Raw genomic sequence first — 12551 nt, forward strand, 5'->3', positions numbered from 1 at the left:
CAACCCGACAAGGCTAATACTCTTCTGTGGCCCCAATGGGGTGGGGCCGCCTTGTCTGCACGCTCGTCATTGAGCGCGCTGAGTTGGGCTATTTGGAGTTCACGACCACCGAGCTGATGTTGTCCGCGTTGGCGGTTGCCGCGTTCAGCGGGGCCATGAGCTTGATGAATTCGATCGACGGCGATTCCGCCACCGAGATCACGTCGTGATCGCGCATCCTGAACGTATCCGCCTGGAACCAGCCGTCCGGCTTGCTCATGTCGAACTTGTAGACGGCAGGGACCGACTTGGTCGGGAACTGGGATACGGCGATGCCGATCTTCTCCAGCAGCGGCTTGGGCTCGAAACGGTAGACGTAGATGGACTTGGAGTCCGCACGGGCGCCGTCGAGACCGCCTGCCTTCGCGATGGCTTCAGCCAGCGACATGTTGTCGTTCTCGAATGTGAAACGACGGTTGTTGGTGCCGCCGATCGATCCCGGAGACGGCGTCGAACCGAACACCATGTAGACGCGCGGAATGCGGGTCAGGAAGACGACGTCGCCTGGAGCGAGCAGCGCGTCCTCGTTGGGGTTGTGCACGACCGAGGACATCGTCTCGCTGTAGGTGCGGCCCTCGCGCTTGATCGTGATCGTGCTCTCGTAGGACGGATATTTCGGGCCTCCGGCGCGCGCGATCGCGCCCATCAGGCGAATCCCGCCCGGATCGACCGGGAAGCGGAGGGGCGAGTTGACTTCGCCGAGCACGCTGATCTGGTTGCCGCGCTGTTCGGCCACGCTCACGACGGCCTGCGGATCGATGGCGCGGTCCTTGAGACGCTCGCGGATGATGTTCGAAACGGCGCGCGGCGTCAGCCCTGCGACCTTGATCGATCCGGCGTAGGGGATGTTGATGTTGCCGGACTGGTCGACCTGCTGGCGCGGAATGTCCACGAAGTTGCCCGGCCGCACGCCTGCTTCGCGCGGAATGAACAGGCCGCCTGCCTGCGCTTCATATACGGTCACGGTGACGATGTCGCCGATGCCGATGGTGACGTCGCGGTAGTTGCCGCCGGGGAGGCGGGAGAACACCATTCCGGCGGAGTCCGTGAACGCGTTGGTCGCCTGCAGGATCGCCGGATTGACCGGCATCAGGGCATAGGCGAGCGGCGCGGTCGGCTCGGTGATCAGCGCTGCATTTGTTTGCGTCGCGACGGCATCAGGAGCGTCTAACGGAATGAAGCTACCGCAACCCGTCAAGGAGAAGCTGATCGCAGCAGCGGCCAGGATTCGGCTAATACCGAAATCAAAATCAAAACGTTCGGTCTTAGCCACCACTATTCCCTCGCACTCATCTAAAATCGGAATCACCGTACAAATCCCGTGCTGCGGAGTCACTGCTACGTCTTCGACTTTATGGTAAAGCACTTGTGGCTGTGACCTTATTGCCACTTGTGAACGCGGATACACGCCGAAATCTCTGTCCAAAATTTGTGCGGAACATCCTCTTAAATAAGCAGTTCGCAAACCATACATACACGTGTCAGGTCGATGTCACGATTGAGACTGCGATCGAACCAATGAGCAGCGCGCGGCGACGGACATGCAGATGCGACGGCATTGTCGCGAGATGACATCGCCATGAACTTCAAGTGTTGGATCCCGTCCTGAGTGATCCTGCGTTGTGTTTTCGTCGTCCTGCGGCGGGCATGGCGCCAGAGCGGACGTTCTCGCCGGGTCATCGGACCAATGTTTCTGCGACGGGATTCCACCTCCGTTAACGCTTAGATTTGGAAGCTGGCGTCACGCTGGCGTCCGTAAGGTCTTCCTAATCCTGATCCGGCTAGTGGTCGGCCAAACAAAAGGAAGGCGAAGACGATGTTGCACACCGGATCACTGCTGTTCGCGGCCGGCTTTCTCACCTGCGCGATGATCGTCGCGTCGGCCATTGCGTGGTCGTTCTCCGATAAACGCGTGAATGACGGCGAGTTCGCGCAGGGCGATGCCCGCCGGCTGGCCTGATCAGCCGGTCGCTACGATCGCAGATTGTTCGGGAAATCGGACTGCAACTTCGCTTGCTGCCCGGATTCGCTCATCCGCACATGCACGACGTCGGCATAAACCTGACTAAGCGTGCGGTGGGTCTGCTCGATGTCGTAGAGGCGGGTGAAACGCTCATATCCGGCACGGCCGACCGCAGCCAGGTCGAGCCTGGTTGCGCGTTGAAAACCTTCAACCAGCTTTTCGGCCGAGACTTCGTCGCACAGCACGCCCGTCGCATTGTCTTCGACGATTTCCGGCAGGGCTCCGATGCGGAAGGCAATGATCGGCTTGGCCGCCCGCATCGCCTCGATGGCGACCAGGCCAAACGCCTCCCAGCGTGAGGGAATCGCGACCATGTCGGCCTGGTCGAGCTCGGCCTCGATCTGGTTGCGGTTCATCCAGCCCAGAAAAGAGACGTTGGCGGGCAGATCGCTTCTGCGGAATTTGCTGACGACCGAGGCGCCGATCAGGCGCACGTCGAGCTTGTCTCCGAGTGCGCGCGCCGCCTCGATCAGGAGATCGTAGCCCTTCTGACGGTCGAGACGCCCGATGAAGAGGACCTTGATCTTCTCCGACCGCCATTGCGCTGCGCCCTTGTCGAGCGCAGGACGCTGCTTGGAAATCCCGTTGTGCACAAGAACCAGGCGATTCGCCGCGATTCCGACCTGCTTGGCGTCGGCCTGCTCACTTTCCGAGATGCAGACGATGCGATGGGTGAATTTCGACAGCACGAGCTCGGTGAACTTCGTCACCTCGCGGCTGAGGCGGCCGGTTTCGCGGCCGAAGGCCCAGCCGTGCGGGCAATAGACGATGCGCGAGCGCCGATAGGTGAGCCAGAGCACCGGGCGCACCACGAGCCCGGCGAACGACGAGTGCAGGTGGATGACGTCAGGACGAAGCTGCCGGACTGCGCGCATGGTTGCAAACAGCATGCGAAACAGGCCGACCGCGTTGCGTCCGTCGCGCGGAAAAGTGGTGACCGCGTCGTCCTCGATGTTCACCAGGTCGCTGCGATGGTCGGAGGGAACGACATAGTTGACGTTGCCGGGGCCGAAGCTCGCGCTCTGGTGCGGATGCAGCTCGTTGAGGTAGGTCGCGATGCCGCCACGGACCGTTTCGGCGACATGCAGAATCTTCAGGCCGCTGGACAACGGTCATTCCTTCCTTGTCTTGAAGGCGCCAGATACTGGAGACGCCGGATCTTGCAGGCGCACGTCTAACCTCGCTAAGCAGCAATAATCGGGCCGCGTCATTGTTTCGCACGGTCGGATGTGGATCGGGATGCCGGTTTGGCGAGGAATTCGAGCATCGCTGCGGCGGACTTGGCCCAGGAATATGTCATAAGGCGCTGCCGCTGCTTCTCCTGTTCCACCGGCGAGATCCTGCCGAGTTCAATTCTTTCGCGCATCCGTGCCGACAGCTGGTCCGCGTTGAGCGGATCGAAATAGACGGCGGCATCGTTGCAGGTCTCGCGCACGGCATCGGCGGAACTCGCGATCACCGGACAGGCGAAGAACATCGCCTCCAGGGGAGGCACGCCGAATCCCTCATAAAGGCTCGGAAACACGAATGCGGCGGCCCGGGAGAACAGCGCGGCAATCTCCTCGTCCTTCAGGCGCCCGGCGATGACGACGCCGGCCCTCGATTCCGCGGCCGCGCCCCCGAACACCTTGTTGTTATCGCCGCCGACCACGATCAGCGGAAAATCGGCGCGGCCAAGCTGCTCGGCGGCGCGAATGGCCGTATCGACATTCTTGTTCTTCGTCATCGAGCCGACGAAGAGGAAGAATTGATGGGGCGCAAGACGCAGCTTGTCGATGATCGAGAAGTCGGGCGCGACGGTCGCAAAATGTTCCGCGCTGTTCGCAATGACGGGGATCGAAGCCGGATCCAGCGACAGCACCTCGGCAAGTTCGTTGCGTGAAAACGCCGAAACTGTTGCGATCGTTGCCGTGCGCGCCAGCAGATGGCCGAGCGTCCGGTGCAGGGCGAGGTAGCGCCAGCTGAAGAAGTCCGGCCGCCGGAAAACCTGCGCGTCGTGAATCACGACGAGATGGTCGCGGTGGAGTACGGGGCCGGAATTGGCGAGACTGACGAGACGGGTGCCGGCCGCGGCGCGCGCCAGATCGATCTGGTCCCACGCGTGCCCCTGCAAAGATCCGATCTGCTTGATGGCAATGCGGCGAAGACCTGGAAGCGTCTGCGCATTCGGCGGCGCAAGGATTTGCCACTCTGCATCCAGCAGTTGCTGCGGAGCCTCTCCGCTCGCGAGCAAGCGGTCCATCGCCTTGACGATCTCGGCGGCGTAGCGCTGCACGCCCGTGAGCGATTGTGACAGGAACCTGCCGTTGATGGAGAGTTTCAAAGTCGATCTTTTTCTTTGCGGGTTCTTGCGCGAACAATGCCCGAAGACTGAGCATCAGGCGCCGAATATACGTCCTATGACGTCTAGCACATGTGGCGCTATCGTCCGAGCATCCTTGCAGGCGGATAGCATGCGATGGTGCATGACGCCATCATGTTTCCTACACATTTCGATGCGCTTGCATGGGCGGACTGATTTGATGATTGTCGTGACTGTCCAAACCTTGCCTCTCATGTCCTGGTCTGGCAATGCTCCGCGGAATGAACGAGATGACAACTTTGCGGCCAGTGATCGTTACCGGTGCTGCCGGCTTTATCGGAATGCATGTTTGTGAACGGCTGTTGGCACGTGGCGAGCAGGTCGTCGGCATCGATGCAATCACTCCGTATTACGATCCCGCGCTGAAGCGTGCGCGTCTCGCAACGCTCGAACACCATCCAGGGTTCAAATTCCACAAGATCGATCTCGCAGACTTCGCCGCCGTGACGCGCGTCTTCGACGAGGTCTCGCCCGATCGCGTCGTGCATCTGGCGGCGCAGCCCGGCGTGCGCGCGTCGATCGACGATCCCATCACCAGCATCCGGGCCAATTGTGACGGCTTTGTCACCGTGCTCGAAGCCGGCCGGCGCCATGGTCTGGCGCATCTCGTCTACGCCTCGTCGAGTTCGGTGTATGGCGCCAACCGCACCTTGCCGTATTCGACCGAGCATTCGGTGAACCATCCGGTCAGCCTTTACGCCGCAAGCAAGAAAGCCAACGAGCTGATGGCGCATACCTTTGCGCATGTTCACAAGCTGCCGGTGACCGGGCTTCGCTTCTTCACCGTCTACGGCCCGTGGGGCCGGCCCGACATGGCCGCCTATCTGTTCACGCGCGCGATCTTCGCGAATGAGCCGATCAGGATTTTCAATAAAGGCGACATGTGGCGCGACTTCACCTATGTCGACGACATCGTCGAAGGGGTGATCCGCACCCTCGATCGGCCCGCGGCGCCGAATCCCGCGTGGAATGCCGAGCGGCCGGAAAATTCGTCGAGCTATGCGCCGTATCGCGTCTACAACATCGGCAACAACAGGTCGGTCAACCTGATGGAGTTCGTCGAGACGCTCGAGAAGATCATCGGCAAGCCGGCGATCCGCCAGCTGTTGCCGATGCAGGCCGGCGACGTCCTGGAGACGCGCGCCGACATTTCCGCGCTCCAGCGCGACGTCGGCTTCTCGCCGTCCACGTCGATCGCGGATGGCCTCGGCCGCTTCGTCGAATGGTATCGGAAGTACCACGGCGTCTGATCCCGCGGGCGACGGCACCTGCGTGTCGCCCGGGAATGCCGGCTCTTAAGCCGGTTCTTGCGCTGGTTCTTGCGCTTTTGACCGCCGGCGGCCTTGTCAGCGGGCGCGAACGGTGGTTATCCCGTCCCTCTGAACCTCTTTGACCCCGAACCAGGCGCGGGCCCATGGCTGAGCGGATCGCTCTCATCACCGGCGTGACCGGTCAGGACGGCGCCTATCTCGCCGAATATTTGCTGTCGCTCGGCTATGTCGTGCACGGCGTCAAGCGGCGCTCGTCCTCGTTCAACACCGCGCGCGTCGATCACCTCTACCAGGACCCGCATGTCGGCAACGTGCCGTTCCTGATGCATTACGGCGACATGACGGATTCGACCAATTTGATCCGCCTGGTGCAGCAGATCCGGCCGACCGAGATCTACAATCTCGCAGCCCAAAGCCACGTCGCCGTCAGCTTCGAGAGCCCGGAATACACCGCCAACGCCGACGCCATCGGCGTGCTGCGCCTCCTGGAAGCGATCCGCATCCTCGGCATGGAGAAGGAGACGCGGTTCTACCAGGCCTCGACCTCCGAGCTCTACGGCCTGGTGCAGGAGATCCCGCAGAAGGAGACGACGCCGTTCTATCCGCGCTCGCCCTATGGCGTTGCAAAACTCTACGGCTACTGGATCACGGTGAACTACCGCGAAGCCTACGGCATGTTCGCTAGCAACGGCATCCTGTTCAACCATGAGAGCCCGATCCGCGGCGAGACCTTTGTGACCCGCAAGATCACTCGCGGCGTCGCGCGTATCGAGGTCGGGCTGGAACAGACGCTCTATCTCGGCAATCTCGAAGCCAAGCGCGACTGGGGCCATGCCAGGGACTATGTCGAGGGCATGCACAGGATCCTGCAGGCCGACAAGCCCGACGACTTCGTGCTTGCCACCGGCGAGATGCGCTCGGTGCGCGAGATGGTCGAGCTGTCCTTTGCGCATGTCGGCCGCCGCATCGCCTGGCGTGGCAAGGGCGTCGAGGAGACCGGCGTCGACGAGACGAGCGGTAAGACGGTGGTGAAGATCGATCCGACCTATTTCCGCCCGACCGAGGTCGATCTCCTCGTCGGCGACGCCAGCAAGGCGCGCGAGGTGCTCGGCTGGACGCCGAAGCGCAGCTTTGCCCAGCTCGTCGAGGAGATGATGATGAGCGACCTGGCGGAGGCAAAACGGGATGCGGCCAGTGGCAAACGCACCGTTTGAGCTGAGGGGCAAGAGCGTCTACGTCGCCGGCCATCGCGGCATGGTCGGAGCCGCGCTGGTGCGCCGGCTGGCGCGGGAGGACGTCAACCTCGTCACGGTCGACCGGCGCGAGGTCGATCTCTGCAACCAGGCCGCCGTGTTCGACTGGTTCGCCAGGACGCGGCCGCAAGTGATCTTCCTCGCCGCGGCCAAGGTCGGCGGCATCGTCGCCAACAACACGCTGCGTGCCGAGTTCATCTACGACAACATCGCGATTGCCGCGAACGTGATCCAGGCCGCGCATCTCAACGGCGCCGAGAAGCTGATGTTTCTGGGCTCGTCCTGCATCTATCCGAAGCTGGCGCCGCAGCCCTTGCGCGAGGATTCCGTGCTATCAGGCCCGCTGGAGCCGACCAATGAGCCCTATGCGATTGCCAAGATCGCCGGCATCAAGATGGCGGAGGCCTATCGCAGCCAGTATGGCAGCGACTTCATCAGCGTGATGCCGACCAATCTGTACGGCCCCGGCGACAATTATCACCCTGAATTGAGCCACGTCGTCGCCGCCCTGATCCGCCGCTTCCACGAGGCGAAGGTTTCGGAAGCAAAGAGCGTCATCGTGTGGGGCACCGGCACGCCGCGGCGCGAGTTCCTCTATGTCGACGACATGGCGGATGCCTGCGTGCACCTAATGAAGACCTATTCGAGCGCGGAGCTGGTCAACATCGGCACCGGCGAGGACATCACCATCGCCGAGTTCGCGCGCGTCGTGGCCGCCATCGTCGGCTACAGCGGCGAGATCAGTTTCGACACCTCGCGTCCCGACGGAACGCCGCGCAAGCTGCTCGACGTCAGCCGGCTCGCCAAGCTCGGCTGGCGCGCGACGACCTCGCTCGAGGATGGCGTGAGACGCGCTTACGCGGCGTATCTCTCGCATACGTAGAATGCAACCAATGCATGTCGCGTATTTCAGGAGATGACCGCAACGCCTGTCACGCGCGGCGGTTAAGGTTTATTCGGTTCGCGAAGCAACCTGCCCTAATGTTGGGCGTGCGGCCGGATACAGAAATGGTCTAGGGTGTTCAGTGGAACATCCGTCTTCAACGGAAAGAGTTTTTCATGCGAATCGCGATGATCGGAACGGGCTATGTGGGACTGGTGTCCGGAGCCTGCTTTGCGGATTTCGGTCACGACGTCACCTGCGTCGACAAGGACGAGAAGAAGATCGCGGCGCTTCATCGCGGCGAGATTCCGATCTACGAGCCCGGCCTCGACGAGCTGGTCGCGACCAATGTGAAGGCCAAGCGGCTCGACTTCACCACCGATTTGTCGAAGCCGGTCGCGGACGCCGATGCCGTCTTCATCGCGGTCGGCACGCCCTCGCGCCGCGGCGACGGTCACGCCGATCTGTCCTATGTCTACGCCGCCGCGCGCGAGATCGCGCAGTCGCTGTCGGGCTTCACCGTCGTCGTGACCAAGTCCACCGTCCCGGTCGGCACCGGCGATGAGGTCGAGCGCATCATCCGCGAGACCAACCCTGCGGCCGACGTCGTCGTCGCCTCCAACCCCGAATTCCTGCGCGAGGGCGCTGCGATCCGCGACTTCAAGTATCCCGATCGCGTCGTCGTCGGCACCTCCGACGAGCGCGGCCGCAAGGTGATGGGCGACGTCTATCGCCCGCTGTCGCTGAACCAGGCTCCGCTGATGTTCACGGCGCGCCGCACCGCCGAGATGATCAAATACGCCGCGAACGCCTTCCTCGCGACCAAGATCACCTTCATCAACGAGATCGCGGACCTGTCGGAAAAGGTCGGCGCCAACGTGCAGGAGGTCGCGCGCGGCATCGGCCTCGACAACCGCATCGGCACCAAGTTCCTGCATGCGGGGCCCGGCTTCGGCGGCTCCTGCTTCCCGAAGGACACCAAGGCGCTGATCAAGATCGCGCAGGACTATGACGTGAGCCTGCGCATCGTCGAATCCGTGCTGGCCGTCAACGAGAACCGCAAGCGCGCGATGGCGCGCAAGGTCAGCCAGGCGCTCGGCGGTAGCTTGCGCGGCAAGACCATCGCCGTGCTCGGCCTCACCTTCAAGCCCGACACCGACGACATGCGCGATGCGCCGTCGATCCCGCTCGTCACCGGCCTGATCGACATGGGCGCGACGGTCAAGGCTTTCGATCCCGTCGGCATGGAGCAGGCCAAGGGCGAGCTGCCGAACATCACCTATTGCGAGGACGCCTATTCCTGCGCGCAAGGCGCCGATGCGCTCGTCATCGTCACCGAATGGGTGCAGTTCCGCGCGCTCGATCTCGGCCGGCTGAAGGCGGCCATGACCCAGCCCGTCGTGGTCGATCTCCGCAACATCTACCCGCCCGAAGAGATGCAAGCCGCCGGCTTCACCTACGAGAGCATCGGGCGATCGTCCCAGGCCTAAGCCAGTCGTTTGAAGTTCGGGTTCGCCCGCCTCATCCTGGGGCGGGCGAAATCGTTTCTGATGCGTTATGATCCGGTCGCATCAGGTCGCCGCGTTTGGCCTCGTTGCCGCGATGGAGATTGTCATGACCGACGACACGCACACGATCCGCAGTGGCGGGCTCACCGCGACCATCAAGGCACACGGCGCCGAGCTGTGCTCGTTGAAGAACGGCAGCGGTGTCGAATTTGTCTGGCAGGCAGGGCCGGCCTGGCCACGCCACGCGCCGCTGCTGTTTCCGATCGTCGGGCGTCTCGCCAATGACGAAATGCGGCACCGGGGCAAGACCTACCGGATGACCCAGCACGGTTTTGCGCGCGACAGCCGGTTCGCGTGGGTAGAGCGCGGCGAGAACCGTTGCACCCTGGCGCTCGAAGACAGCGAGACAACGCGCGCGCTCTATCCGTTCGCATTTCGCCTGACCGCCACCTATGCGATCGACGACGCTGGTCTCGATCTCTCGCTCACGGTCGTGAACACTGGCAAGGAGACATTGCCGGTGTCGCTCGGTGGCCATCCCGCCTTCAACTGGCCGCTTCAGCCTGGAATGTCGAAGGAGAGCTACGCGCTGACGTTCACGAACGAGGAGCCGTCTCCGGTTCGCCGTGTCGAGGGCGGACTCCTGCTCGCGGCAACGGATCCGAGCCCCGTCAGAGGCACCGTGCTTCCTTTGTCGGAATCCCTGTTCACCAATGACGCCGTCATCCTCGACCCCGTCAACAGCCATGCGGTCCGCTATGCGGCCGGGCAAGGGGGCGGGCCCTGGCTCAAAATGTCATGGCGCGGCTTTCGCGAGCTCGGCGTCTGGTCGAAACCGACAGGCGCGCCGTTCCTCTGCATCGAGCCGTGGCGCGGCTATGCCAGTCCCGTCGGTTTCGAAGGCGAGTTCAGCGACAAGCCTGGTCTGATGCACATCGCGGCCGGCGCGAACGAAGAACTGTCGTACCGGATCGAGGTTGGATCGTCCTGAAACCGGACGGCGCATCGCGCAGTCCTCAGACCTCGATTCGCGTGAGATCCTCGCCGAGCACGACGGGACCCGAATAGTCCTTCCTGACGTCCGCGAGCAACGCATCCAGCATGGCATCGTCGGTGCGCGGACGGTGATGGGTCAGCGCAAGCTTCTTGACGCCGGCCTTGGCTGCGATCTTGCCGACCGTATCGCCGCAGGCGATCGTGTATTTCGCGAGCCGGCGGAGATGGTCGTTGTTGATTTCAGGTGTTGCGAGAAAGCAGCACTGCACCAGTAGGTCGGCTCCTTCAGCCAGCCGCTCGAGACCGGGGCAGGGGACCGTGTCGCCGGAGATCGCGATGACCTTGCCCTCGGCTTCGAAGCGGAAGCCGAGACACATCCAGCGCGCGAGAAACGCCGGCGACATGTCGAGACCGTCGCCATGTGAGACGAGCTCGGCGCTGATCTTCCAGCGACCGGTGTCGAGGACGGGGCCGGGAATGATGTCCGTCGCGACGACCGGCTTCCATCCGCCAAAGGTCGGCTCGCCCTGATCCCGCCAAGCGATGTCCTTGTCGTAGACCTGTGTGATCAGCGTGTTGACGAGCCGTTCGGTATCGGGCGGACCGTAGATGCGCAGATCGTCCTTGCGCCCATGCATCCACGAATTCAGCATCACATCATAGAGGTCGCCGATGTGGTCGAAGTGGTGATGGGTGAGAAAGACCGTGTCGATGGCGCCGAGCGGCACGCCGGCTTTGTGGAGCTGCACCATGACGCCGCGGCCCGCGTCGAACAGGATATTCTCCTCGCCGAGCCTGATCAGCGTGGTCGTCGCCATGCGGCGCGGGTCCGGGCGTGGGCCGCCGGTGCCGAGCAGTATGACTTCCATGGCGCCTACTCCAGCGTGAAGCCGGTCGATCTGATCACGCCGCCCCAGCGTGTCTGAAGATCGCTCGTGGCGTACTTTAGATTCGAAGGCGTCAGCTAGACAAGTCGCGCGTCAGTGCAGACCGGCCACAGTGGCCGCGATGGTTGGCCGGATCGTTGACCGGTCCGATCCCGCGGACGTCAGGCGATGCGCAAAATCCTGCGCGCGCCGCTCGACCAGATGCCAGGTGGCGCGTGCGACGAGATAGCTGAGCGCGGCGGTGACGGCATAGGCGATCAGCAGCGAGACCAGTCCGTCCGTAAGCGGCCAGATCTGGCGCAGGCCGTAGATCACCGCGAAGTGCGACAGGTACATCGAATAGGAGTTGCGGCCGAGCGCCTCGATCGGCCGGCAGCGGATCGCGAGGCGGATGCAACCTGCAACCAGCGCGCCGAGCACGAGGTTGATCATCAAATAGTTGAATTCATGCGAGCCGGTCGCGCGGTCGGCGATGAAGGACAGCGCGATGAAGGCGGCAAAGATCGCGGCATCCGACTTCGCAAAGCCGTCGCGCAGCGAGAAGAACAGCGCGCAGCCCACGAGGAAGACCGGCAACTGGTTCAGGAAGCTGATGTGCAATGCGTTCCACACGAACGCTTCGTGGCCGGGACCATAATAGGCCGAGAACAGTGCGAAGGCCCACGGCTTGAACAGGCAGACATTGACGAGATGCAGCGCGATCGCGAGCGCAAGATAGAGGTGGCGGCGAGATCCGAAGGCCGTGATCACGAAGGGGAACACGAGATAGAACGTCATTTCCGCCGCGATCGACCAGTCGCCCGGCACGACGCTGTTGACGCTGTCCGGCCAGAAGCCGTGCAGGAATGTCGCGGTCAGGATCACCTGGAGCGGTCCGATGCCGTTGGGCGCGTTGTAGCTGGGACCCGTGCCGTTGACGGCGAGGTAAACCGGGATCGCGAGCCAGAACAGCGGCGCGATGCGCAGGAAGCGCCGGATGTAGAATTTGCGCGTCGGGTCGGTTTCGGTGCGCTGCGTCCACATCAGGCACATCGTCATGGCGCTGACGAAGTAGAACACGTTGACGCCGGTCCAGCCGCACATGAAGGCGAAGTCGAGGGCGTGGATCTTTGAAGGAAAGGATTGTGAGACGTGGATCGCCATCACGCCGACGATGGCGAGGCCGCGCAGGACGTCGAGCGTGTGAGAACGGCCGAAAGGCGTTGCACCTTGCTCGGTTCGTTCGGCGGCCAACCGGGCCTGCCCCTGCATCACGCCTGCTCCGTGGTTTCGCATCTGCAAGCGGAGACCATAGAGGCGCGGCCGGCTGTTTCGAAGCCGAAGCCTTTC

11 protein-coding genes are annotated in these 12551 nt (G+C 62.9%); 6 read left to right on the plus strand and 5 right to left on the minus strand.

Annotated elements, in window-relative coordinates:
- Positions 1–88: 88 nt before the first annotated feature.
- On the minus strand, positions 89–1312 hold the full coding sequence (locus AB7245_RS09690) for a polysaccharide biosynthesis/export family protein (protein WP_245344124.1): 1224 nt from the start codon (positions 1310–1312) through the stop codon (positions 89–91).
- 543 nt (positions 1313–1855) lie between these two features.
- Here AB7245_RS09690 and AB7245_RS09695 point away from each other — a divergent pair.
- A complete protein-coding gene (locus AB7245_RS09695; protein ID WP_166084269.1) occupies positions 1856–1999 on the plus strand; it encodes a hypothetical protein in 144 nt (47 codons plus the stop codon).
- A gap of 11 nt (positions 2000–2010) precedes the next feature.
- On the opposite strand, the gene AB7245_RS09700 is transcribed toward AB7245_RS09695, so the two are convergent.
- Positions 2011–3171 carry a glycosyltransferase gene (locus AB7245_RS09700; protein ID WP_081369340.1) on the minus strand — a complete coding sequence of 387 codons (1161 nt, stop codon included), beginning with the start codon at positions 3169–3171 and terminating at the stop codon, positions 2011–2013.
- A gap of 98 nt (positions 3172–3269) precedes the next feature.
- Positions 3270–4385, minus strand: a complete 1116-nt coding sequence (locus tag AB7245_RS09705) for a glycosyltransferase family 4 protein (protein WP_085402129.1) — start codon at positions 4383–4385, stop codon at positions 3270–3272.
- Positions 4386–4654: 269 nt separating this feature from the next.
- Here AB7245_RS09705 and AB7245_RS09710 point away from each other — a divergent pair, with 269 nt between their 5' ends.
- From AB7245_RS09710 to AB7245_RS09730, 5 genes are all read left to right on the plus strand, one after another.
- On the plus strand, positions 4655–5674 hold the full coding sequence (locus tag AB7245_RS09710; RefSeq protein ID WP_038960118.1) for an NAD-dependent epimerase: 1020 nt from the start codon (positions 4655–4657) through the stop codon (positions 5672–5674).
- A gap of 164 nt (positions 5675–5838) precedes the next feature.
- Positions 5839–6909: a GDP-mannose 4,6-dehydratase gene (gene gmd, locus AB7245_RS09715; RefSeq protein ID WP_354113356.1), complete on the plus strand. Its 1071-nt coding sequence runs from the start codon at positions 5839–5841 to the stop codon at positions 6907–6909.
- On the plus strand, positions 6890–7831 hold the full coding sequence (gene fcl, locus AB7245_RS09720) for a GDP-L-fucose synthase (RefSeq protein WP_439034216.1): 942 nt from the start codon (positions 6890–6892) through the stop codon (positions 7829–7831). The genes gmd and fcl overlap by 20 nt, the downstream gene beginning before the upstream one ends.
- Before the next feature lie 176 nt (positions 7832–8007).
- On the plus strand, positions 8008–9321 hold the full coding sequence (locus tag AB7245_RS09725) for a UDP-glucose dehydrogenase family protein (RefSeq protein ID WP_166084326.1): 1314 nt from the start codon (positions 8008–8010) through the stop codon (positions 9319–9321).
- A 124-nt stretch (positions 9322–9445) separates the two neighbouring features.
- The gene (locus AB7245_RS09730) at positions 9446–10330 is read left to right on the plus strand and encodes an aldose 1-epimerase family protein (RefSeq protein WP_085399131.1); all 885 of its coding nucleotides are present in this window, start codon (positions 9446–9448) and stop codon (positions 10328–10330) included.
- Positions 10331–10355: 25 nt separating this feature from the next.
- On the opposite strand, the gene AB7245_RS09735 is transcribed toward AB7245_RS09730, so the two are convergent.
- Positions 10356–11204: an MBL fold metallo-hydrolase gene (locus tag AB7245_RS09735; protein WP_085399125.1), complete on the minus strand. Its 849-nt coding sequence runs from the start codon at positions 11202–11204 to the stop codon at positions 10356–10358.
- A gap of 111 nt (positions 11205–11315) precedes the next feature.
- Positions 11316–12473, minus strand: a complete 1158-nt coding sequence (locus AB7245_RS09740) for an acyltransferase family protein (protein ID WP_085399124.1) — start codon at positions 12471–12473, stop codon at positions 11316–11318.
- Positions 12474–12551 lie beyond the last annotated feature (78 nt).

The sequence above is a fragment of the Bradyrhizobium sp. 604_D8_N2_3 genome (assembly GCF_051810765.1).
In the GTDB taxonomy this organism is placed as follows: Bacteria; Pseudomonadota; Alphaproteobacteria; order Rhizobiales; family Xanthobacteraceae; genus Bradyrhizobium; species Bradyrhizobium barranii.